The 21,366-nt window shown below is 59.9% G+C and carries 23 protein-coding genes; 15 read left to right on the top strand and 8 right to left on the bottom strand.

Annotation, left to right across the window (positions count from 1 at the left end; all coding sequences use genetic code 11):
* The first annotated feature begins 82 nt into the window (after positions 1 to 82).
* The 4 genes from SKA53_RS11435 to SKA53_RS11420 are packed head-to-tail and all read left to right on the top strand — an operon-like array spanning position 83 to position 4,817.
* Complete coding sequence (locus SKA53_RS11435; RefSeq protein WP_007206306.1) at positions 83 to 2,338, top strand: NADP-dependent malic enzyme; 2,256 nt, start codon at positions 83 to 85, stop codon at positions 2,336 to 2,338.
* The gene (locus tag SKA53_RS11430; protein ID WP_007206305.1) at positions 2,338 to 3,210 is read left to right on the top strand and encodes a ribokinase; all 873 of its coding nucleotides are present in this window, start codon (positions 2,338 to 2,340) and stop codon (positions 3,208 to 3,210) included. Before SKA53_RS11435 ends, SKA53_RS11430 begins: the two co-directional genes overlap by 1 nt.
* A gap of 3 nt (positions 3,211 to 3,213) precedes the next feature.
* Positions 3,214 to 4,113: a D-amino acid aminotransferase gene (locus tag SKA53_RS11425; protein ID WP_007206304.1), complete on the top strand. Its 900-nt coding sequence runs from the start codon at positions 3,214 to 3,216 to the stop codon at positions 4,111 to 4,113.
* Positions 4,110 to 4,817: a hypothetical protein gene (locus SKA53_RS11420; RefSeq protein WP_040482959.1), complete on the top strand. Its 708-nt coding sequence runs from the start codon at positions 4,110 to 4,112 to the stop codon at positions 4,815 to 4,817. The genes SKA53_RS11425 and SKA53_RS11420 overlap by 4 nt, the downstream gene beginning before the upstream one ends.
* Positions 4,818 to 4,842: 25 nt before the next feature.
* Here SKA53_RS11420 and SKA53_RS11415 read toward each other — a convergent pair whose 3' ends face one another.
* The 3 genes from SKA53_RS11415 to SKA53_RS11405 form a co-directional block, all read right to left on the bottom strand.
* Positions 4,843 to 5,130 (bottom strand): SCP2 sterol-binding domain-containing protein, encoded by a 288-nt coding sequence (locus SKA53_RS11415; protein WP_007206302.1) that lies wholly within the window; start codon positions 5,128 to 5,130, stop codon positions 4,843 to 4,845.
* Positions 5,127 to 6,461, bottom strand: a complete 1,335-nt coding sequence (locus tag SKA53_RS11410; RefSeq protein WP_347360069.1) for an argininosuccinate synthase — start codon at positions 6,459 to 6,461, stop codon at positions 5,127 to 5,129. Before SKA53_RS11410 ends, SKA53_RS11415 begins: the two co-directional genes overlap by 4 nt.
* A gap of 142 nt (positions 6,462 to 6,603) precedes the next feature.
* Complete coding sequence (locus SKA53_RS11405; protein ID WP_007206300.1) at positions 6,604 to 7,038, bottom strand: NUDIX hydrolase; 435 nt, start codon at positions 7,036 to 7,038, stop codon at positions 6,604 to 6,606.
* A 76-nt stretch (positions 7,039 to 7,114) separates the two neighbouring features.
* On the opposite strand from SKA53_RS11405, the gene SKA53_RS11400 reads away from it, so the two are divergent.
* The 7 genes from SKA53_RS11400 to SKA53_RS11370 all read left to right on the top strand — a co-directional run bounded on the left by SKA53_RS11400 (position 7,115) and on the right by SKA53_RS11370 (position 15,340).
* Complete coding sequence (locus tag SKA53_RS11400; RefSeq protein WP_007206299.1) at positions 7,115 to 8,107, top strand: Hsp33 family molecular chaperone HslO; 993 nt, start codon at positions 7,115 to 7,117, stop codon at positions 8,105 to 8,107.
* Positions 8,100 to 8,684 carry a CoA pyrophosphatase gene (locus SKA53_RS11395; RefSeq protein ID WP_007206298.1) on the top strand — a complete coding sequence of 195 codons (585 nt, stop codon included), beginning with the start codon at positions 8,100 to 8,102 and terminating at the stop codon, positions 8,682 to 8,684. Before SKA53_RS11400 ends, SKA53_RS11395 begins: the two co-directional genes overlap by 8 nt.
* The gene (locus tag SKA53_RS11390) at positions 8,681 to 9,823 is read left to right on the top strand and encodes a CCA tRNA nucleotidyltransferase (protein ID WP_007206297.1); all 1,143 of its coding nucleotides are present in this window, start codon (positions 8,681 to 8,683) and stop codon (positions 9,821 to 9,823) included. The genes SKA53_RS11395 and SKA53_RS11390 overlap by 4 nt, the downstream gene beginning before the upstream one ends.
* A gap of 56 nt (positions 9,824 to 9,879) precedes the next feature.
* On the top strand, positions 9,880 to 11,715 hold the full coding sequence (locus SKA53_RS11385) for an ABC transporter ATP-binding protein (protein WP_007206296.1): 1,836 nt from the start codon (positions 9,880 to 9,882) through the stop codon (positions 11,713 to 11,715).
* On the top strand, positions 11,712 to 13,544 hold the full coding sequence (locus SKA53_RS11380; protein ID WP_007206295.1) for an ABC transporter ATP-binding protein: 1,833 nt from the start codon (positions 11,712 to 11,714) through the stop codon (positions 13,542 to 13,544). The genes SKA53_RS11385 and SKA53_RS11380 overlap by 4 nt, the downstream gene beginning before the upstream one ends.
* Entirely contained in the window at positions 13,545 to 14,747 is a 1,203-nt protein-coding gene (locus tag SKA53_RS11375; protein WP_007206294.1) for a class I SAM-dependent RNA methyltransferase, read from the top strand.
* A 110-nt stretch (positions 14,748 to 14,857) separates the two neighbouring features.
* Positions 14,858 to 15,340: a L,D-transpeptidase family protein gene (locus SKA53_RS11370; protein WP_007206293.1), complete on the top strand. Its 483-nt coding sequence runs from the start codon at positions 14,858 to 14,860 to the stop codon at positions 15,338 to 15,340.
* Positions 15,341 to 15,359: 19 nt separating this feature from the next.
* Here SKA53_RS11370 and SKA53_RS11365 read toward each other — a convergent pair whose 3' ends face one another.
* The 4 genes from SKA53_RS11365 to SKA53_RS11350 all read right to left on the bottom strand — a co-directional run bounded on the left by SKA53_RS11365 (position 15,360) and on the right by SKA53_RS11350 (position 18,233).
* Entirely contained in the window at positions 15,360 to 15,896 is a 537-nt protein-coding gene (locus SKA53_RS11365) for a CAP domain-containing protein (RefSeq protein WP_040482958.1), read from the bottom strand.
* 68 nt (positions 15,897 to 15,964) lie between these two features.
* Entirely contained in the window at positions 15,965 to 16,240 is a 276-nt protein-coding gene (locus SKA53_RS11360; protein ID WP_007206291.1) for a DUF6522 family protein, read from the bottom strand.
* Positions 16,241 to 16,255: 15 nt separating this feature from the next.
* Positions 16,256 to 17,344: a ferrochelatase gene (hemH, locus tag SKA53_RS11355; RefSeq protein ID WP_007206290.1), complete on the bottom strand. Its 1,089-nt coding sequence runs from the start codon at positions 17,342 to 17,344 to the stop codon at positions 16,256 to 16,258.
* Positions 17,345 to 17,396: 52 nt separating this feature from the next.
* Positions 17,397 to 18,233 (bottom strand): hypothetical protein, encoded by an 837-nt coding sequence (locus SKA53_RS11350; RefSeq protein WP_007206289.1) that lies wholly within the window; start codon positions 18,231 to 18,233, stop codon positions 17,397 to 17,399.
* 10 nt (positions 18,234 to 18,243) lie between these two features.
* Between SKA53_RS11350 and SKA53_RS11345 the strand changes: the two genes are divergently transcribed.
* The 4 genes from SKA53_RS11345 to SKA53_RS11330 are packed head-to-tail and all read left to right on the top strand — an operon-like array spanning position 18,244 to position 20,529.
* On the top strand, positions 18,244 to 18,969 hold the full coding sequence (locus SKA53_RS11345; RefSeq protein ID WP_007206288.1) for a ComF family protein: 726 nt from the start codon (positions 18,244 to 18,246) through the stop codon (positions 18,967 to 18,969).
* 32 nt (positions 18,970 to 19,001) lie between these two features.
* Entirely contained in the window at positions 19,002 to 19,259 is a 258-nt protein-coding gene (grxC, locus tag SKA53_RS11340; RefSeq protein ID WP_007206287.1) for a glutaredoxin 3, read from the top strand.
* A complete protein-coding gene (locus SKA53_RS11335) occupies positions 19,256 to 20,086 on the top strand; it encodes a carbon-nitrogen hydrolase family protein (protein ID WP_007206286.1) in 831 nt (276 codons plus the stop codon). The genes grxC and SKA53_RS11335 overlap by 4 nt, the downstream gene beginning before the upstream one ends.
* Positions 20,086 to 20,529 (top strand): MarR family winged helix-turn-helix transcriptional regulator, encoded by a 444-nt coding sequence (locus SKA53_RS11330; RefSeq protein ID WP_007206285.1) that lies wholly within the window; start codon positions 20,086 to 20,088, stop codon positions 20,527 to 20,529. The genes SKA53_RS11335 and SKA53_RS11330 overlap by 1 nt, the downstream gene beginning before the upstream one ends.
* 62 nt (positions 20,530 to 20,591) lie before the next feature.
* On the opposite strand, the gene ubiG is transcribed toward SKA53_RS11330, so the two are convergent.
* Positions 20,592 to 21,332: a bifunctional 2-polyprenyl-6-hydroxyphenol methylase/3-demethylubiquinol 3-O-methyltransferase UbiG gene (gene ubiG / locus SKA53_RS11325; RefSeq protein WP_040483275.1), complete on the bottom strand. Its 741-nt coding sequence runs from the start codon at positions 21,330 to 21,332 to the stop codon at positions 20,592 to 20,594.
* Positions 21,333 to 21,366 lie beyond the last annotated feature (34 nt).

The following is a 21,366-nucleotide window of genomic DNA, read 5'->3' as shown; positions in this document are numbered from 1 at the left end:
CCCTTGCGGCGAAACCCCGAAATGTACCCGTTGCGGGTGTCGGGCGGAACCCGCTATGAATGGCGGACAGAGGGGGAACCACATGGCCAAGAACAAACTTACCCGCGAAGATGCGTTGCAATTCCACATGCAGCCGACACCGGGCAAATGGGAAATTCAGGCCACGGTGCCGATGACCACGCAGCGTGACCTGTCGCTGGCCTATTCCCCCGGAGTGGCGATCCCGTGCGAGGAAATCTTTGCCAACCCGGCCACTGCCTATGATTATACCAACAAGGGCAATCTGGTCGCTGTGATCTCGAACGGTACGGCTGTGCTGGGCCTTGGCAATCTGGGTGCGTTGGCGTCCAAGCCGGTGATGGAGGGCAAATCCGTCCTGTTCAAACGCTTTGCCGACGTCAATTCCATCGATATCGAACTGGACACCGAAGACCCCGATGCATTCTGCAACGCTGTTCGCCTGATGGGGCCGACCTTTGGCGGGATCAATCTGGAAGACATCAAAGCCCCTGAATGTTTCATCATCGAACAGCGGCTGAAGGAAGAAATGGACATCCCGGTGTTCCACGACGACCAGCACGGCACTGCTGTGATCTGTGCTGCGGGCCTTTTGAACGCGCTCTATCTGTCAGGCAAAAAGATCGAAGATGTCAAAATCGTGCTGAATGGTGCGGGGGCAGCAGGGATCGCTTGTCTGGAACTGCTCAAATCCATGGGCGCGCGGCATGACAACTGTATCATGGCCGATACCAAGGGCGTGATCTATCAAGGCCGCACCGAGGGCATGAACCAGTGGAAATCTGCCCACGCCGTGGTAACGGATGCCCGCAGCCTTGCCGATGCGATGAAAGATGCCGATGTTTTCCTTGGCGTCAGCGCCAAAGGGGCCGTCACGCAGGACATGGTCGCCAGCATGGCCCCGAACCCCGTGATTTTCGCAATGGCGAATCCCGATCCCGAGATTACTCCCGAGGAGGCGCATGCCGTCCGCCCTGACGCCATCGTCGCCACGGGTCGCAGCGATTACCCCAATCAGGTCAACAATGTGCTGGGCTTTCCCTATCTGTTCCGTGGTGCGCTCGATATTCACGCCCGCGCCATCAACGATGAGATGAAGATTGCCTGCGCCGAGGCCTTGGCCGCATTGGCGCGCGAGGATGTGCCGGACGAGGTCGCCATGGCCTATGGCAAGAAACTGTCGTTTGGGCGTGATTACATCATCCCCACACCCTTTGATCCCCGCCTGATCCACCGGATTCCGACCGCCGTTGCGCGGGCTGGCATGAAAACCGGCGTCGCGCGGCGGCCCATCGTGGATATGGACGCCTATGAGCTTTCGTTGAAATCCCGCATGGACCCGACAGCATCAATCCTGCGCAGCCTGAACGCACGGGCGCGTGCCGCGCAATCGACAGTGGTTTTTGCCGAAGGTGATGATCCGCGCGTGTTGCGCGCCGCCGTACTGTACCAGCGCGCCGGCATGGGCAAGGCGCTGGTCGTGGGCCGGTCCGACGATGTCCGCGCCAAGCTGACCGCCGAAGGTCTGGCCGAGGCTGTCGATGAAATCGAGGTGGTGAACGCCGCCAACACCATCCATCTGGAAACCTATAAGGCGTTTCTTTACAAACGCCTGCAGCGTAACGGGTTCGATGCGCAGGATATTCACCGGCTTGCTGCCCGCGACCGGCATGTGTTTGCCGCGCTGATGCTGGCGCATGGGCATGCCGATGGCATGGTGACAGGGGCGACCCGGAAATCGGCCCATGTGCTAGAACTGATCAACCATGTTTTCGACGCACAGCCGCATGATGGTGCTGTCGGTGTGACTGCCGTGCTGCACAAGGGGCGGATCGTACTGATCACCGATACGCTGGTTCATGAATGGCCGGATGAAAACGATCTGGCCGATATTGCCGAACGCGGCGCATCCGTGGCCCGCGATCTGGGGTTGGAACCGCGCGTGGCGTTTCTGTCATTTTCCACCTTTGGGTCGCCTGTGTCCGAGCGTGCTGAAAAGATGCGCAAGGCCCCCGTTGTTCTGGACAACCGCCGCGTCGATTTCGAATACGAAGGCGAAATGACCGTGGATGTTGCGCTGAACCCACGGGCGCAGGAAAACTACCCATTTTCGCGCCTGACTGGCCCCGCCAATGTGCTGGTGGTGCCGGCGCGGCATTCTGCGTCGATTTCCGTAAAATTGATGCAGGAAATGGCCGGCGCGACCGTGATCGGCCCGATCCTGTCAGGCGTGGGCAAGCCGGTGCAGATCTGTTCCACGGTGTCCACTGTGAACGATATTTTGAACATGGCTGTGATCGCCGCCTGCGGGATTGATTGATGGCCATCTGGAACCTTGGGTCGATCAATGCCGATGTCGTTTATGCTGTGCCGCATATTCCCGCGCCCGGCGAGACGATAAGCACGACAGGCCGCCAGATGTTCCTTGGTGGCAAAGGGGCGAATATGTCCGTCGCCGCTGCCCGCGCCGCGGCGCGCGTGCATCACATCGGCGCGGTGGGAAATGACGGGCTATGGGCGGTAGAACGTCTACTGGAATATGGCGTGGATACCCGTAATATCGCCGTGTTAGACACTGAAACTGCGCAGGCGGTCATCATGGTGGACCCTGCGGGCGAAAACGCGATCCTGCTGCATCCGGGGGCGAATGCCGAAATCCCGCAGACCACCTTGCAAAACGCGATGGCCGAAGCGCAGACAGGTGATTGGCTGGTAATCCAGAACGAAACCAACCTGCAACGAACCGCCGCCAGTCTGGGTCGCAAGATGGCGTTGCGCGTTGCCTATGCCGCAGCACCTTTTGATGCGGACAGGGTGATGGCGGTGCTGCCCTACCTTGATTTCTTGATCCTGAACGCAGTCGAGGCCGACCAGCTGCGCCAAGCCACGGGTAGGACGCCCGCCGATCTGGACGTGGCTGATGTGATCGTAACCTTGGGCGCAAATGGCGCCGATTGGTATGGGACTGCTGGCCACCAGCATTTCCCTGCGATCAAGGTCGATCCTGTCGATACCACCGGTGCAGGCGATACGTTTACCGGTTATGTCCTTGCGGGCCTGGATCGTGGCATGCCGATGGCGCAGGCGATCGGGCAGGCGATGCGCGCGGCTGCGTTGATGGTCATGCGCCATGGCACAGCCGATGTGATCCCCGATCTGTCCGAAGTGCAGGCATTCCAGTCCAGAGGTTGAACCATGTCCGACGTCACCACCCATCAGGCCGAACAAGACGCCCGTAACGACGCGATCCTGATCTATGTTGACGGTCGCATCGTCCCCAAGGCGCAGGCAGTTATCAGTGTCTATGACAGCGGTTTCATGCTGGGCGATGGTGTGTGGGAAGGGTTGCGGCTTTATGACGGCAAATGGGCCTTTCTAGACGACCATATCGACCGGCTGTTCGAGGCTGCGAAAGCCATTGATCTGGATGTCGGGTTGGACCGAAAAGGTGTCATTTCTTCTTTGTTAGACACGCAAAAGGCCAATCGCATGACCACCGACGCCCATGCGCGCATGATGGTCACGCGGGGGGTGAAAACGCGGCCTTTCCAGCATCCGAACCTGTCGCAGCAGGGGCCGACGTTTGTCATCATCATGGAACATTCGCGCCCGAAAATACCCCGCCCGATCACACTGGCCACCGTCCCGCATATGCGTGGTTTGCCGATGACCCAAGACCCCAAATTGAACAGCCATTCCAAGCTGAACTGCATCCTTGCTTGCATCGCCGCGCAAAAGGCGGGCGCGGACGAGGCGCTGATGCTCGATGTGCATGGGTTCGTGAACACGACCAATGCCTGCAACTTCTTTATCGTGAAAAAGGGGCAGGTCTGGACCAGCACGGGCGATTATTGCATGAACGGCATCACCCGCCAAAAGGTCATCGGCCTGTGTCGCGCCAATGACATCCCTGTTTTTGAACGCAATTTCAGCCTTGTCGACACCTACAGCGCGGATGAGGCGTTTCTGACCGGCACCTTTGGCGCGCAAACCCCCGTCAGCATGATTGACGGGCGCGTTATCGGCACCGGCGAACTTGGCCCCGTCACGACCCGTTTGCGCGCGCTCTACAAAGATCTGGTCGCCACATCATGAGGATCGCTATGTGGTCCGGCCCGCGGAACCTGTCCACCGCGATGATGTACGCCTTTGGCAACCGCGCCGATTGCGCGATCTGGGATGAACCGTTCTATGCGCCTTATCTGGCGGCGACGGGGGCCGACCATCCGATGAAGGACGCAATCATCGCTGAGCATGAAACCAACCCTGCTGAGGTCGGGCGGCGCTGTTTAGACACTATTTCAGCCCAAAAGCCGCATTTCTACATGAAACATATGCCGCATCACATGATCGCGGGTTTCCCGCTCGACTGGGCGTCGCAATGTGTGAACGTGCATTTGATCCGCCATCCCGCACGGGTGATTGCGAGCTATGGTGCCAAGATGGATCACATGACGCTGGAGGATATCGGCTACCCGCAGCAAGCCGCGCTTTATGACCGTCTGGGCGGCGTTGTGATCGACAGCGCCGATATCCGCGCCGATCCCGAAGGCATGCTGCGTAAACTCTGTGCCGCGATTGATCTCGCGTTCGATCCCGCGATGCTACACTGGCCCGCAGGCCCAAGGGCCGAAGACGGGATATGGGCCAGCCACTGGTATAACGCCGTGCATCAAAGCACAGGCTTTGCCGGGGCAGAGGGGGATTTGCCGGAACTCGCGGGCGAGGCAGCGCAGCTGTGCCGCGACGCCATGCCGTTCTATGAGAAACTGGCCGCCGTCAGGCTTTCAAGCGTTTAGAGAAACATTTGAAAAAATTGCAGCTTTAGCCCTTCAGCAACTCGCCCAGTTTCAGCGCAATGCGGGCATCGCCGGACACTTTCAGCTTGCCGGTGACGACCCCTGTCATCGGGTTCAGCTTGCCTTTGACGAGCTTCGCCAGATTGTCCAGCGTGATGCGGATGGTGCAATCGGCGGGGCGGTCGGTGTTCGATGTCGTGTTGTTTTCCAGCACGACGACCCCGTCAGCCCCGCAATCGAATTTCAGCGACCCCTGCAATGGCGCGTGATCGACGCCCCGTTGCAGCAAGGCCGTGATATCCGCCAGCGTCATTTCAGGCGGCGTGCGCGCGATGCCAGCAGTTTCAGCCGCAGGGCGTTCAACTGGATGAACCCTTGCGCGTCTTTCTGGTCATAGGCACCGGCGTCATCTTCAAACGTCACATGCGCCTCGGAATAAAGCGACCGGTCGGACCAGCGCGCCACGGTGCTGGCAGAGCCTTTGTACAGTTTCACGCGCACGGTACCGGTTACATGTTCCTGACTTTTGTCGATCAGGGCCTGCAGCATCTCGCGCTCGGGGCTGAACCAGAATCCGTTATAGATCAGTTCGGCATAGCGCGGCATGATACTGTCTTTCAAATGGCCAGCACCTGAATCCAGCGTGATCTGTTCGATGCCGCGATGTGCCTCGAGCAAAATTGTGCCACCGGGTGTCTCATAGATCCCGCGCGATTTCATTCCGACAAAGCGGTTCTCCACCAGATCAAGGCGGCCGACACCATGTTTTCCGCCCAGTTCGTTCAGCTTGGTCAGAATCGTGGCGGGTGACATCGCCTCGCCATTAATTGCCACGGCATCGCCACGTTCAAAGGTGATTTCCACCATTTCGGGCGTATTTGGCGCATCTTCGGGGGCAACGGTGCGCTGATAGACGTAATCGGGCGCCTCCTCACCGGGGTTTTCCAGCACCTTGCCTTCAGAGGATGTGTGCAGCAGGTTTGCATCCACGCTGAACGGCGCATCGCCGCGTTTGTCTTTGGCTACGGGGATCTGGTTGGCTTCGGCAAATTCCAGCAGTTTCGTGCGGCTGGTCAGATCCCATTCGCGCCATGGCGCGATCACCTTGATATCGGGGTTCAGCGCATAAGCGGCCAATTCGAACCGTACCTGATCATTGCCCTTGCCGGTCGCACCATGGGCCACGGCATCGGCACCTTCAATGGCAGCAATTTCGACCAGCCGTTTGGAGATCAGCGGCCGGGCAATAGATGTGCCGAGCAGGTAAAGCCCCTCATAAAGCGCATTGGCGCGGAACATCGGGAACACGAAGTCGCGCACGAATTCTTCGCGCAAATCTTCGATATAGATGGATTTGGCACCCATCATTTCCGCCTTGGCGCGGGCGGGTTCCAGCTCTTCGCCCTGACCCAGATCGGCGGTGAAGGTCACGACCTCGCAGCCGTATTCGGTCTGCAGCCATTTGAGGATGATGGATGTATCAAGGCCACCGGAATAGGCCAGAACAACTTTTTTAGGGGCGGTCATGCGGGATGCCTTTGCGTCAAAATCTCTTGTTTTGCGCGATAGCGGGTTTTGCGGGAAGGGGCAAGGATGTGCCCGATCCTCCTGCGTCTGCGACGCAGAAGGGCCTCCGGCGGGGATATTTGGGCTCGAACGAAATGGAGCGTGTCAGATTTGAAGAAAGTTTAGCGGTTTGCAGCATTCTTTCCTCATCGTTCGAGAATAAAATATCCCCGCCGGAGGCTCCAAGCTGTCCCGCCCCACAAAGTTCTGGGCAGCGTGCCTAGGCGTGTTGCGCCACAAATGCGGCATCGCCGTCGTTGTACAGCTCTGCCAGCGCTTCTGCAGGGGACATCCAGATCGCCATATGTCCCGGCTCGCGCGGCGGGCCATGCGGGCGGACAGGCTGGGCCAGATAGATATGGCACAGCTTTTCCGCCCAAAGATCGTATTCCGGCATGAAGGTAAACCGCCGGAATGTGCCCAGCTTGCGGGGGGCGGCGATGCGGTATCCGGTTTCTTCGAACACCTCGCGGTGGAGCGCGCGCAACGGGCTTTCGCCGGGGTCGATGCCGCCGCCTGGCAATTGGACCTCGAAATGTGGGTCGCCTTGGTAGGTCAGTAACAATTTGCCGCCGCGTGGCAGGATTGCGTAAACCCCCGCGCGCGTCGTGTAGCGCTGACCTGCTTTTGGGACCGTGCCATACCGTTTGATCATAGCTTGCCTCTTGGACGCCGGGTTGCCCCGCCTATATAGGCGCGGTATGCCAATTCCTGACATGTAAGGAAAGCCCATGAGCCTCAGCGCCAAAATCGCTTGGGACGATACCGTCCTGCCGTTCCAACTTGACGCATCCGACATCCGTGGTCGGGTCGCCCGCCTTGATGGCGTGCTGGAACAGGTTTTGAAACAGCACGACTATCCTCCCGTAATCGAGGCTTTGGTGGCCGAAATGGCGCTGTTGACCGCGTTGATCGGCCAAACGATGAAATTACGCTGGAAACTGTCTTTGCAGGTGCGCGGGTCGGGGGCGGCGCGGTTGATCGCAACGGATTACTATGGCCCGACTGATGACGGCCAGCCTGCGCGTATCCGCGCTTACGCGTCTTATGATGCTGATCGGTTGAATCATGATGCTGAACCGTTCAGCCATGTCGGCAATGGCTATTTCGCGATTCTGGTCGATCAGGGCGAAGGCACGACGCCATATCAGGGGATCACGCCCTTGGCTGGGGGATCGTTGTCGGCCTGTGCACAGACCTATTTCGCGCAATCCGAACAGATCCCGACCCGTTTTGCGCTGACCTATGGCCGCAGCCAGACCCCCGGTGAAGCCGCACATTGGCGCGCCGGTGGCGTCATGTTGCAGCACATGCCCAAGGCATCACCCTTTGCCAGCGGCGAAGGCGGGTCAGGCGAACAGGGATTGCTGGACGCAGTCGATCTTTTGTCCGATGACGAAGGCGAAAACTGGACCCGCGCGAATATCTTGCTGGATACTGTTGATGATCTCGAACTGATCGGGCCAATTGTCACGCCGACCGACCTGTTGGTGCGCCTGTTCCATGAAGAAGGCCCGCGTGTCTATGACGCGCAGCCCATCACCTTTGGCTGTACCTGTTCGGAAGCCCGCGTGCGCCAAAGTCTGTCGATCTATTCGGCCAAGGATATCAGAACAATGACGACAGACGAAGGCAATGTGACCGCCGACTGCCAGTTCTGTGGGGCGCATTACGTGTTTGCGCCGGAAACCCTTGGCTTTGAAGCCAAGGATACCAGTGCCTGATCTGTATCATCGCCTGACGGATGCGCTGGCCCGCGAGGGGCGCGCATCCAGTGATTTCGACCTCAATCTCGATATCGCGCTGCCGCAGGTGCAATTGACGCCAGCGGCAGTGTTGTTTGCCGTGCGGGCCGAAACGGAAACCGTGATCCTGACCAAGCGGTCTGCGCGGTTGAAACACCACCCCGGTCAGATCGCCTTTGCCGGGGGCAAGCAGGATGCAGGCGATCTGACCCTGACCGCCGCCGCCCTGCGCGAAGCGCATGAGGAAATTGGCCTGCTGTCCGATCAGGTTGATGTGCTGGGTGTTTTGCCACCGCACCAGACGGTGACGGGCTATCTGATCACGCCTGTTCTGGCGGTGGTCCATGGCCCTTTTGACGCTACGCCAGAGGCGAACGAGGTTAGCGAGGTGTTCGAGGTGCCTTTTGCCCATCTTGCCAACCCAGCGCAGTACCGCACCGAAGGCCGACATTGGCAGGGGCGCAAGCGGTTATATTACGCCGTGCCATACGGACCCTATTACATTTGGGGTGCAACTGCGCGTATTTTGCGTGCCTTTGCGGACCGCGTGTCATGACACGCGTCACGGGCGCATGGTTGGCCGATCCTGCCGCTCAACTGGTGTGCCGCCTTTTGACGGATGCGGGCTATCAGGCGTGGTTCGTCGGCGGTTGCGTGCGTAACGCGCTGCTGGGCGCGCCTGTCGCCGATCTGGACCTGACGACGGATGCACGGCCTGATGGTGTCACACAGATTGCCAAGGCGGCGGGGCTGAAGGTGATCCCTACTGGAATCGACCATGGAACAGTCACTATTATTGCCAAAAACACCCCTTTCGAGGTGACGACCTTTCGTCGCGATGTGGCAACGGATGGCAGGCGCGCTGTCGTCGCCTTTGCCGATACCATGCTCGAGGATGCGCGCCGCCGCGATTTCACGATGAACGCGCTTTATGCGGGACCCGATGGTATGGTCGTCGATCCCTTGGGCGGATTGCCTGATCTGTTTGCGCGCCGTGTCCGGTTCATCGAAGATGCGGAACAGCGGATCAGGGAAGATTATCTGCGTATCCTGCGGTTTTTCCGGTTTCATGCATGGTACGGGGCAGATGGAATCGATCCCGATGCGCTGGCCGCCTGTGCCGCCAATACCGACGGTCTTGCCAGCTTGTCGCGTGAACGCGTCACGGCAGAAATGCTCAAGCTGCTGGCGGCTCCTGATCCCGCCCCTGCTGTGGCGTCGATGGCGGCGGCGGGCGTGCTGGGTCAAATCCTGCCAGGGGCGGACGCCGCGCCCCTTGCCGTTCTGGTGCATATCGAGGCTGCGGTGGGCCTGTTACCCTCGCCAATCCGTCGTCTTGGTGCGCTGGGCGGTGATCCGGTAGGGGCGCTGCGTTTGTCCAAACGGGATGCGCTGACGCTGGAGCATATGCGTTCCGATCTGCCCGTACCGGAGCTTGCTTATCGCCACGGGGCTGAGGCCGCGATCAACGCGGCAGCGATCACGGCGGCCGTTCTGGGGCACGAACTAGACACTAATATTGACAAAAACGCGCAATTCGCAGCCAGCCAAGCCTTTCCCCTGCAAGCCGTTGACCTGATGCCAGACCTGCAAGGGCCAGCATTGGGGCAAGCGATGAAAAAGGCCGAGGCAGCCTGGATCGCGTCAGGTTTCACGCTGACAAAAACAGAATTACTCCTGCGGTTGCGCGGATAGTTTTCCTTTCGCGCAAAGACCTGTATCAGGGGCATCTATATCCCAAGGCAGACATCATGTTCCAGTTTTTCGAAGAACTGGTCGATCCCTATACCCCGTATCAGGAGACCGACACGCCGCCCAAGCGGCTATTTCCGTTTCTGCGCGCTTATGCAGAACCGTTTCGCGCGGTTTTCTGGGTGACAGGGGCGTTGTCGGTCGTTGTAGCGGCGGTGGAAATCTGGCTGATTTCCTATCTGGGGCGGCTGATCGACATCCTGCAAGGTGGCACCCCGTCCGAGGTTTGGGCGGATAGCGGTACTGAACTGATTCTTGTCGCGCTGTTCATCCTGACGCTGCGGCCTGCGGTACATGTGTTGCAGGTGATGTTGCTGAACAACACGATCTTGCCGAATTTTGGCACCTTGGTGCGCTGGCGCGCGCATCGCCATGTGCTGCGCCAGTCCGTCGGTTGGTTCGAGGATGATTTTGCAGGCCGCATCGCCAACCGGATCATGCAGACCCCGCCCGCTGCGGGCGAGGTCGTGTTTCAGTTGTTCGATGCGATCACTTTTGCCATCGCCTATATCATCGGGGCGATCATCCTGTTGGGTGATGCCGATATGCGGTTGATCCTGCCCCTGATGGTCTGGCTGCTGCCATATCTGTTTCTGCTGGCTTGGGTCGTGCGCCGGATTGGCCCCGCGTCAGAGGCATCGTCAAACGCGCGCAGCGTGGTAACGGGGCGCGTCGTCGACAGCTATACCAATATCCATTCGGTCAAGATGTTCGCGCATCACGACAGTGAAATTGCCTATGCCAAGGATGCGATCGAAAACGCGCGCCGCACGTTCCAGCATGAAATGCGGCTTTATACGCTGATGGATGTGGTTCTGATGGTGCTGAACGGCGTGTTGATCGTGGGGGTCGTTGGCTGGGCGATCTGGTTGTGGGGGGGTGGTACGGCCACGCTGGGTGTGGTTGCGGTGGCCACATCGCTGACCCTGCGGCTGAACGCGATGTCGGGCTGGATCATGTGGGCGATCAGCAACTTTTTCCGCGAACTTGGCGTGGTGGCCGAAGGGATGCAGACGATTGCGCAGCCAGTCACGCTGCTGGACCGCTCACGCGATGACTTGCGCGTTACGGCGGGCGCGGTCACGATCAGTGATCTGTCGCATCATTACGGGCGTGAAAAAGGCGGGCTGGACCGGATCAATCTGCAAATTGCCCCCGGTGAAAAGGTCGGGCTTGTGGGCCAGTCTGGCGCGGGCAAATCGACTTTGGTCAAGCTGCTGTTGCGGTTCTACGATATCGAACAAGGCAGCATTGCCATCGATGGACAGGACATCGCGACCGTTACGCAAGACAGCTTGCGCCGTGCCATCGGGATGGTCCAGCAGGATTCATCCTTGCTGCATAGGTCGGTGCGCGAAAACATCCTATACGGCCACCCCGAAGCCACCGAGGACCAGATGATCGCCGCCGCAAAACAGGCCGAGGCGCATGATTTCATCCTTGGGCTGGAGGACAGCGAAGGAAACCAAGCTTACGCCGCGCGTGTTGGCGAAAGGGGTGTCAAGCTGTCGGGTGGACAGCGTCAGCGGATCGCTCTTGCACGCGTGATGTTGAAAGATGCACCGATCTTGTTGTTGGACGAAGCGACCAGCGCGCTAGATAGTGAAGTAGAGGCCGCCATTCAGCAGACGCTTTACGGGATGATGGCTGGCAAGACGGTAATCGCAATCGCGCACCGGCTTTCGACAATCGCGCAGATGGACAGGATCATCGTCATGGACCAAGGCCGCATCATCGAGGATGGCACGCATGACGCGTTGCTGGCGCAGGGCGGGCAATATGCGCGGTTCTGGGCACGGCAATCTGGCGGGTTTCTGGGGCAAGATGCATCGTGAAACCTGAACGCTGGATCAACCCCTTTGAGCGCGCTGTAGGGCCGCCACCGCAGACGCTGATGGCGTTTTTGCGCTGGTGTCTGGGCGGGGCGATGCCGGTTATCGGGCTGGGGGCTGTCGTATCCGCACTTGCGGGCCTGCTAGAGGTCGCAACCGCGCTAATGCTGGGTTGGGTGATCGACGCCGCCATCGGCAGTGACATGCAATCATATTTCAGCACGAACCTGTGGTTACTGGCCGGTGTCGGAGCGTTTTTCGTGATCCTGCGGCCTGTGATCCTTGGCCTGTCGGGGATGTTCCAAGGCGTTGTGCTGGGGCCTGCGCTGAACAACCTCGTGCTGTCGCGTTTGCACCGTCATTCCTTGGGCCAGTCGGTCACGTTCTTTGACAATGATTTCGCGGGACGGATCGCGCAGAAACAGATGCAGGGCGCGCGGGCGACGACAGATTTCGTGGTCGATATGATCCAGACGGTTGCCTATGCGCTGGCTTCGCTGGTGGGGTCGGTCGTGCTGCTGCTGACGATTGATTACCGCACGGCGGGTGTGCTGGCGCTGTGGGTGCTGGGGTATATCTGGCTGATCACCTTCTACATGCCGCGTATCCGTACGCGGTCGCAGGCGCGCGCCGCCAAACGGGCGATGGTCACAGGTCAGGTTGTCGATACGATCACCAATATCAAGACGGTCAAACTGTTCGCGCATGATGCATTCGAGGATCGCGCCGCCACCGATGCGATGGAAACCTATTGGGGGTCCGCCGTGCATTTCGGCTGGTTGTCCACATCGTTCCGGTTCTGGCTGATGGGGCTGGGCGGGCTGTTGCCCGTGCTGTTGGTGGGCACGACGCTTTATTTCTGGTCGGTCGGTGCCGCGACTGCGGGTGATATTGCCGCTGCCGGTGCCATTTCGCTGCGCCTGGCGCAGATGACAGGCTGGGTCAGTTTCACGTTGATGGGTATCTACGCCAATGTGGGCGAGATCGAGGATGCGATGCAAACCCTGTCGCCCGCGCATCAGTTGACCGATGCGCCGGACGCTGTTCAATTGCAGCCCAAGGGTGGCGCGATTGAGTTGCGCGATGTCACCTTCAGCTATGGGGGTGGGCCGGGGGGCCTTGACCATGTCAGCCTGTCGATTGCCTCGGGTGAAAAACTGGGGATCGTTGGTGCTTCGGGGGCAGGGAAATCCACGCTGGTTGCCTTGCTGTTGCGGCTTTACGACACCGAACAGGGGCAAGTCCTGATCGACGGCCATGACATCCGCGACGTGACGCAGGAAAGCCTGCGCCGCCAGATCGCGATGGTCACGCAGGAAACGGCGATGTTCAACCGCTCCGCCCGCGACAATATCCGCTATGGCAAGCCCGATGCCACGCAGGCCGAGGTCGAAGCGGCGGCGACCAAGGCCGAGGCGCATGGCTTTATCCAGTCCTTGCGCGATTTCAAAGGGCGCAAGGGGTATGATTCCCATCTAGGCGAACGCGGCGTGAAACTGTCGGGCGGGCAGCGCCAGCGCATCGCCATCGCCCGCGCGATCCTGAAAGACGCACCGATCCTTGTGCTGGACGAAGCGACCAGCGCGCTTGATTCCGAGGTCGAGGCGGCAATTCAGGATTCGCTCGACATCATCATGGATGGCAAGACCGTCATCGCCATCGCGCACCGGCTGTCCACATTGGCGGCGATGGACCGGATTGTCGTACTTGACGGCGGGCGCATTGTGGAACAAGGCACCCATGACGCATTGCTGGCCAAGGCTGGGCTTTATGCCCGCTATTGGAACCGGCAGTCGGGTGGGTTCATCAATGTGCAGGATGCTGCGGAATAAATGCTGACAATCGAAAGCCTGACCCATCTGGGGCTTGGCCGCGCCTCTGACGGCCGGTCGCTTATCCCGCGCGTGCTGCCGGGCGAGGAAATCGACGTTGCCCAAGACGGGACCATGCGGATTGTCACGCCGTCAGCCGCCCGTGTCGCGGCGCCGTGTCGCCATTTCAAAAGCTGCGGTGGCTGTGCCATGCAACATGCCAGCGATGATTTCGTGGCAGGTTGGAAACAAGACATTGTTGCGCGCGCGCTTGCAGCACATGGCCTGCACCCGGTGCTCCACGCGATCGCTACATCGCCCACCCAGTCGCGGCGCAGGGCAAAATTCGCGGGGCGGCGCACGAAAAAGGGCGCGCTGGTCGGCTTTCACGGCAGGGCGTCGCATACGCTGATCGACGTGCCAGATTGTCAGCTGGTGACGCCTGCGCTGCTTGCGACCATGCCGGCGCTGCAAGAACTCACGATTCTGGCCGCGTCGCGCAAGGGCGAGGTTGATCTGACCGTGACCGAGACAGCACTGGGTGCCGACGTGCTGGTTGGCACCGACAAGGACCTGACCCCCGATCTGCGCGTGGTGCTTGCCGCCCTGGCCAATGCGCATGGGTTGTCTCGGCTGGTGTGGAACGACGAACCCGTCGTCACGATCAACCCGCCCGATCAGAATTTTGGCGGCACCAAGGTGACGCCACCACCCGGCGCATTTTTGCAGGCGACCAAGCAGGGCGAGGCCGCGTTGCTGGCCGCCGTCGATGCCATCACGCAAGGCGCATCTCGTATCGTCGATCTGTTCGCGGGCTGTGGTACCTTCACTTTGCCGCTTGCCGCGCGGGCCGAGGTGCATGCAGTAGAATCAGAAACGGCCATGTTAGCTGCGCTTGACCGTGGCTGGCGCGCGGGTCGCACCTTGCGCAAGGTGACGACTGAAGCGCGCGACCTGTTCCGCCGTCCGCTAGAACCAGATGAGATAGCGAAATATGACGCTGCGGTCATTGACCCGCCGCGCGCAGGCGCCGAGGCGCAGATCGACGCATTGGCGCGGTCTGACATCAAGACCATTGTCATGGTGTCGTGTAATCCGGTGACTTTTGCCCGCGACGCCAAGGTGCTGGTCGATGCTGGCTTTGCGATGCCCTGGGTGCAGGTCGTCGACCAGTTTCGCTGGTCGCCGCATGTGGAAATCGTGTCACCGTTCACACGAAAATGACCCTAGCGATATCAATATGGCTAGGTTGCAGAAAAATTTTGCCATAAAAGAACACGCAAGCGGCACCATAGACCGCGTATTTGGGCAGTGACATGATTTCAAGACGTTCAATGATGATTGGCGCCGCCGCTGGCGTTGCAGCGTGTTCCACTACGACAGAACAAGATGCCCCGGCTTATTTCGGACCCGACGTCACGCGCATTCAGGTGTTCAAGGAACAGCGAAAGATGCAGTTGTTGCATAATGACAAGCTGCTGCGCCAATACGATGTGGCGCTCGGGTTTAACCCGCGCGACCACAAGCAACAAGAAGGCGACGGGCGTACGCCTGAAGGGGCCTATGTGATCAATCGCCAAAACCCCAACAGCCGGTTTCACCTGTCGATTGGGATCTCTTATCCGAACGCCGTTGATGTCGCGCGCGCCCGTGCGATGGGTGTCCATCCGGGGGGCGATATTTTCATTCACGGCACACCAGCACCTTGGATCGGGATGCCGGATTGGACCTGGGGCTGTATCGCTGTCAGCAATACCGAAATGGACGAGGTTTATTCCATGGTCCAGCTGGGCACTAAAATATTCATCTATGCGTGACGGGCCGGGTCTGACCCTGTCACGAAAACCCGCCTGTGAAACCGGGGGCAGCACCCATATTCAGCACCCACCACAATTTGCCTGCTGATTCCTGAAACCACGAAAAGCCCATCAATCGTGCATCTGGGTCCATGATGACGGCGCGTGTGCGTTCGTCGTTCATCCATGCGGTGAGAGTCGCAATTTCTGATTCATAGGATTCTGACATTGTTTCGCCCAGAAACCGGCCCTCGAATCCGGCACGGCGGGCGCGCAACACGGGGCTGGACCCGTCGGCCCCGAACAGCCATGGCCGGTTCTGGATCGACATGTCGCGCGCATGTGTCGCTGCGGCAGCATTCAGTTGCGCATCAAGCGCAACCGGCGCAAGTCGCCCGGCCTGCCGCAGCGCATTGACGCTGTCGAGCATGCGGAACTTGACTGTCGCTTCCTCGCCCGGTGCGATGATGTAAGCCGTCGGCAAGGGAAACCCGTCAGGGCCCAAAGGCCGGTTTGTCGTCGCACAAGCGGAAACAGCTGTTCCGACAAGGCCGAAAATCATCATGCGTCTGTGCATCTGGATACTCTTTGTTGCGCGTCGCCGTGGTTTAGCTGGATTGGAACCCGACTACAAACAAAGGTTCGTTACCCGCCGATGTCGCGCGGCGGATTTCGGCGCGCCGGGACGCGACTGGTTGTCAGTACATTGCCTTCGGTGTCGCAGACCAGACGTAGTCTTTGCCCGCCATACCAAAAAGTCAGCCTGATCCTGCCTTCATCTGCGTCCACGCCGGTTTCGGATTGGCTGGTGATTTCGCCTGCCCGCATCTTGGCGGGTACGTCTGCTGCGGCAATACCCAACAAGGGGCCAAGGTCAGCCGCATCGACGGTCAAACCATGTTCCGTCTTGCGTATCTTCACCTTGGGTCCTTTCGGTCAGTCCAGCCAGCCCTTGAGGTTCTTGTCGATGATGCCACATAGCGCGTCGATATGTGCTGCATCATCATTCAGGCAGGGGATATAGGTGAAATGCTCGCCGCCTGCTTCTTCAAAGCTTTCCTTGATCTCTTCGTTGATCTCTTCCAGCGTTTCGATGCAATCGGCGGAAAAAGCGGGGGCGCAGACCGCGATATGCCTGATGCCGTCTTCTTCGGCCAGGCGTGCGACCTCTTTCACGGTATAGGGTTTCAGCCATTCTTCGGGGCCGAACCGCGACTGGAACGTCGTCTTGATTTGGGTGTTGTCCCAACCCAGCCGTTCCTTGAGCAGGCGCGTCGTTTTCTGGCACTGGCAATGATAGGGGTCGCCTTCGCGCAGATACCGTTCCGGCACACCGTGATAGGAACAGATCAGCATTTCCGGCCTGATCTCGATCTCGGCATAGGCCTTTTCAATGGATTGGGCCAAAGCCTCGATATAGGCCGTTTCCTCGAAATAGGGTTCGACCACCCGCGCGATGGGCTGCCATTTTTCATCCATCAGAGCGCGAAAGAACTGATCGTTCGCAGTGGCCGATGTGGCGCCCGCGTAATGTGGGTACAGCGGAAAGAACAGGATCTTGGTGCAGCCGGCGTCTACCATTTCGCGGACTTTGGATTTGGTGGACGGGTTGCCATAGCGCATGCAGAAATCGACGCGCACATCGTCACCGTAACGTTCGACCATCTGTTTCTTGATCGCTGCGGTCTGGGCTTTGGTGATCGTCAAAAGCGGGCTTTCGTTGGCCTCTTCGTTCCAGATGGATTTATAGGCAGCGCCCGACGAAAACGGCCGTTTGGTCAGAATGATCAGCTGCAACAGCGGCTGCCAAAGCCAGGCAGAATAATCCACCACGCGCTTGTCCGACAAAAATTCGTTCAGATACCGCCGCATCGACCAGTAATCCGTCGCATCAGGCGTGCCAAGATTGGCGACAAGAATCCCGACCCGCGCGGGTTTGATCGCGGGGTGATCCTTGTTGGCGTGAACAGGACAGGTCGCAGGGCGTTCCGTCGCGGCGGATGAATGTGCATCGAACATGGTCATGACCCTTTGATTATCGTCATTTGAACGGCAGTTAAATGGTTTACGCAGCAAATCAATCATTGGACCTGTCAAGCGGCATTTCTTTTGCCCCCAAGGCATCGGCCAAGCTGGTTTTTGCGCTGCCGGGGCGTAAAGGCTGTGGTTGGGTGTCGGCTGGTGCCCAGCCGGTCAGCATGATGATCTCGAACGTGGCATCCACGCGGTTATCGGCATTGCGGTAATGCTGGGCATAGATGCTGGACGCCTGCGTCAGCACCTTGCGCCGTGTCATTGACCGCAGACGGCGGGTCAAGGCATTGGTCTCCCCCATCTTGCGCAAATCATGCATCAGGTGGAACATATTGGCATAGCTGACGGTCGTCTTGGTGCCATCCGCCACCGGCAACGCCAGCCCCGCGCGTTGCAGCAATGCGCCCAGATCGCGGATTTCGCCCATCGGGGCCACGCGCGGCGACAGCCCGCCTGCTACCGCTGTTTCCGCCTCGGCCAGAGCCGTGCGCAATTCGTGCAGCGTCTGCCCGCCAAGACAGGCCGCCAGCAGCAACCCGTCCGGTTTCAAGGCATGGCGGCATTGCACCAATTGCCCGACCGGATCATTCGCCCAATGCAGCCCCATCACATGCAGAACAAGATCATGCGCACCGGGCGTCAGTGCCAATGTGTCATCGTCCGGCACGATCACAGCCCCAGGATAGCGCGCGCCCCAGAAATCAGGGAAACCGGTGACAATCGCCATCGATGTAAACGCTCTGTTAACCTCGATCAGTCTTTCCTGCAGTTCATCCGCGATGATTTCGTGCAAGAACAGATGGTCTGGCTGCGCGCGGGCGCGGTGACGCTGCAAGGCGCTACGGTCAACAAGTGGGGGCGGCATGGTCATGTCGCCCATGTAGGGTGCAATGATGCGGATGCAAAGCGTGATCAGGGCGATCTATCCGGCGCAATGCGTCGCATGCGAAACCCAGACACAGGCCGAGAACGGACTTTGCGGGACCTGCTGGCGTGAAACCCAGTTCATCGACGGCACGATCTGCGATACTTGCGGCGCGCCTTTGCCGGGCGACAGCGACGGTCATCGCCTGCAATGCGACGATTGCATGGCCATCGCGCGGCCTTGGGACCGGGGACGCGCGGCGCTGGTTTATAACGGAATTGGGCGCAAACTGGTGCTGGGGCTGAAACATGGCGACCGCACCGATCTGGTGGAACCTGCGGGCCTGTGGATGGCGCGGCTGGCACGCGCGCTGGTCCATCCCGATACGGTCGTGGTGCCGGTCCCGCTCCATTGGATGCGCTTGCTGCGGCGGCGGTATAATCAGGCCGCATTGCTCGCGCAGGTCATCGCGCGCGACCTGCAACGGCCCGTCTGCGTCGATGCGCTGTTGCGCCCGCGCAAGACAGCCCCCCTCATAGGACACAGCCGCGACGCGCGTTTCGCGGCGCTGACGGGGCAGATCACCCCGAACCTGCGGCAACAGGCGCAGATCACGGGCAAACCCGTGCTGCTGGTCGATGATGTGATGACCTCTGGCGCGACGCTGGCTGCTTGTACGCAGGCGCTTTTGGACGGTGGCGCAGTCCGGGTTTCGACGATAACACTGGCACGCGTCGTCAAGGATGCCTAAGTCACACATGACACAGCCAAAGGAGAGCTGTCATGCAGACCATCGAAATCTACACCAAACCCACCTGCGGCTTTTGCCACATGGCCAAACGGGTGCTGACCGCCAAGGGTGTCAGTTTCACCGAGGTGAACATCACCGCCCAGCCCGAAAAACGCGCCGAGATGATACAGCGCGCCAAAGGCGGCAGCACGGTGCCGCAAATCTTCATCGGCGGTAAACATATCGGCGGCTGCGATGACCTGATGGCGCTGGACCGGCAAGGCAAGCTTGATGGCTTGCTGTCGGCATGAAGGCAGGACTGGTCCAGCTGTGTTCTGGCGATGATCCGGTCGCCAATCTGGCTGCGACGCGTGACCTCATCGCACAGGCGGCGGCGCAGGGTGCGGGGTTCGTGCTGACGCCCGAGGTCACGAATTGCGTCTCGCAGGACCGGGCGCACCAGCGCGCCGTCCTGCAACCCGAAGCTGACGACATCACGCTGGCCGGATTGCGCAGCACTGCGCGTGAATTGGGTATCTGGCTGTCGATCGGGTCACTGGCGCTCAAGACGCAAGGTGACGACACAAGGTTTGCCAACCGGTCCTTCCTGATCGGGCCGGACGGGAGGATTGTGGCGCGCTATGACAAGATCCACATGTTCGATGTGGATGTCTCGGCCACGGAAACATTTCGCGAATCGGCGGGGTTCCGGCCCGGTGATCGGGCGGTAGTGGCGCAAACGCCCTTCGCACGGATCGGCCTGACGATCTGCTATGACATCCGTTTTGCCTATCTGCACCGCGCGCTTGCACAGGCGGGGGCCGACATCTTGTTGGTGCCTGCCGCCTTTTCACCCGTCACGGGGGCTGCGCATTGGGAACCTCTGCTGCGCGCACGGGCCATCGAAACCGGCTGCTATGTGCTGGCCGCCGCGCAGACAGGCAGCCATCCGATCCGCCACGGCAAGCCGCGCCAGACCTATGGGCACAGCATGGCGATTTCGCCCTGGGGCGAGGTTCTGGTGGATATGGAGCTAGAAACTGGCATAGCCATTCTTGATCTTGACCTTGTGCAAGTGGCACAATCACGGCAGCGCATTCCGGCGCTGACCCATGACCGCCCTTTCGAAAGTCCCTGATGCCCGATAGTGCCACCAGCCTTGCCGTTTCCTTGTTCAGCGAAATCCTCGTCGTGGATCAGCTGGCGCGCGCCTCTGTGGCTAAGGTGCTGCCCAAGGGCATGGAATTATCGCATTTCTCCGTGCTGAACCATCTGGCGCACGCGGGGGCCGAACGCTCGCCCGCGCAGCTGGCCAAGACGTTCCATCTGACGCGGGGTGCGATGACGAACACGCTGCACAAACTGGAATGGGCAGGCTGGGTGCATATCCGCCCCGACTGGGACGATGCGCGCCGCAAGATGGTGTCGATCAGCCCAGCGGGCCTGTCCGCCCGCGACGCCGCCATCGCCGCCATCGCCCCCGTCATTGCCGAAGCGGTGGCTAAAGTGGGCGAGGAAAAGGTCCGCATCGCCCTGCCGGTGCTGCGTGAAATGCGGCTCAAACTTGGCCAGATCGACTAGCCTCCCCATCTTCCGAGCCCAAATATCCCCGCCGGAGGCATCAAAGTTCTTTGGAACCCACCTCAGCCCTTGGTCGCAGCGGTGACGTAATTCACCGACAGGTCACGATCACTGATCGCCCAACTGAACCGTAGCGGGTTGAACACGAATCCCTTGCGATCCACCGGCACCAACCCGGCCTTTTCCAGCAGCGCGAACAATTCATCCGGCGTGATGAACTTCGCCCATTCATGCGTGCCTTTTGGCAACCAGCGCATCACCCATTCTGCTCCGACAATCGCCATGGCGAATGACTTGGGGTTGCGGTTGATGGTTGAGCAGATGTGCAAACCGCCCGGTTTCAGCAATTGCTGACAGGCCGTCAGATAGCCAAGCGGATCGGCCACATGTTCCACGACTTCCATGTTCAACACGACGTCGAATTGTTCACCAGCCTCTGCCAGTGCCTCTGCGGTGGAATGGCGATAGTCGATCTCCAGCCCCGATTGCGCGGCATGGACCTGTGCGACCGGAATGTTGCGCGCGGCGGCATCAGCCCCCACGACCACAGCCCCCAGCCGCGCCATCGGTTCACATAGCAACCCGCCGCCACAGCCGATGTCCAGCAACCGTAGCCCCGCAAAAGGCGCAGGCCCCTGCAAATCGCGTCCGAACTCTGCGGCAATCTGGCGCGTGATGTAATCAAGCCGGACGGGGTTCATCATGTGCAGCGGCTTGAACTTGCCGTTCAAGTCCCACCATTCGGCGGCCATCGCCTCGAACTTGGCGATTTCGGACGGGTCGACTGTGTTGGTTGGGGACATTTTCTTGGCTCCGGTGCTTACGGCGGTCATGGTT

The organism is Yoonia vestfoldensis SKA53 (assembly GCF_000152785.1).
Taxonomy (GTDB): Bacteria; Pseudomonadota; Alphaproteobacteria; order Rhodobacterales; family Rhodobacteraceae; genus Yoonia; species Yoonia vestfoldensis_A.
The sequence above is the reverse complement of the archived record's forward strand: the minus strand, read 5'-3'. Positions and strand labels throughout refer to the sequence as shown.

Bases quoted from the DNA above. Each gene is read 5' to 3' on its own strand.
- SKA53_RS11350 (WP_007206289.1), bottom strand. From the start codon at position 18,233: ATGGGCGACATGACCATGCCGCCCCCACTTGTTGACCGTAGCGCCTTG.
- hemH (WP_007206290.1), bottom strand. From the start codon at position 17,344: ATGACCATGTTCGATGCACATTCATCCGCCGCGACGGAACGCCCTGCG.
- SKA53_RS11345 (WP_007206288.1), top strand. From the start codon at position 18,244: ATGATGCGGATGCAAAGCGTGATCAGGGCGATCTATCCGGCGCAATGC.
- SKA53_RS11390 (WP_007206297.1), top strand. From the start codon at position 8,681: ATGACACGCGTCACGGGCGCATGGTTGGCCGATCCTGCCGCTCAACTG.
- SKA53_RS11330 (WP_007206285.1), top strand. From the start codon at position 20,086: ATGCCCGATAGTGCCACCAGCCTTGCCGTTTCCTTGTTCAGCGAAATC.
- ubiG (WP_040483275.1), bottom strand. From the start codon at position 21,332: ATGTCCCCAACCAACACAGTCGACCCGTCCGAAATCGCCAAGTTCGAG.
- SKA53_RS11375 (WP_007206294.1), top strand. From the start codon at position 13,545: ATGCTGACAATCGAAAGCCTGACCCATCTGGGGCTTGGCCGCGCCTCT.
- SKA53_RS11420 (WP_040482959.1), top strand. From the start codon at position 4,110: ATGAGGATCGCTATGTGGTCCGGCCCGCGGAACCTGTCCACCGCGATG.
- SKA53_RS11415 (WP_007206302.1), bottom strand. From the start codon at position 5,130: ATGACGCTGGCGGATATCACGGCCTTGCTGCAACGGGGCGTCGATCAC.
- SKA53_RS11425 (WP_007206304.1), top strand. From the start codon at position 3,214: ATGTCCGACGTCACCACCCATCAGGCCGAACAAGACGCCCGTAACGAC.
- SKA53_RS11430 (WP_007206305.1), top strand. From the start codon at position 2,338: ATGGCCATCTGGAACCTTGGGTCGATCAATGCCGATGTCGTTTATGCT.
- grxC (WP_007206287.1), top strand. From the start codon at position 19,002: ATGCAGACCATCGAAATCTACACCAAACCCACCTGCGGCTTTTGCCAC.
- SKA53_RS11405 (WP_007206300.1), bottom strand. From the start codon at position 7,038: ATGATCAAACGGTATGGCACGGTCCCAAAAGCAGGTCAGCGCTACACG.
- SKA53_RS11435 (WP_007206306.1), top strand. From the start codon at position 83: ATGGCCAAGAACAAACTTACCCGCGAAGATGCGTTGCAATTCCACATG.
- SKA53_RS11370 (WP_007206293.1), top strand. From the start codon at position 14,858: ATGATGATTGGCGCCGCCGCTGGCGTTGCAGCGTGTTCCACTACGACA.
- SKA53_RS11400 (WP_007206299.1), top strand. From the start codon at position 7,115: ATGAGCCTCAGCGCCAAAATCGCTTGGGACGATACCGTCCTGCCGTTC.
- SKA53_RS11385 (WP_007206296.1), top strand. From the start codon at position 9,880: ATGTTCCAGTTTTTCGAAGAACTGGTCGATCCCTATACCCCGTATCAG.
- SKA53_RS11335 (WP_007206286.1), top strand. From the start codon at position 19,256: ATGAAGGCAGGACTGGTCCAGCTGTGTTCTGGCGATGATCCGGTCGCC.
- SKA53_RS11365 (WP_040482958.1), bottom strand. From the start codon at position 15,896: ATGCACAGACGCATGATGATTTTCGGCCTTGTCGGAACAGCTGTTTCC.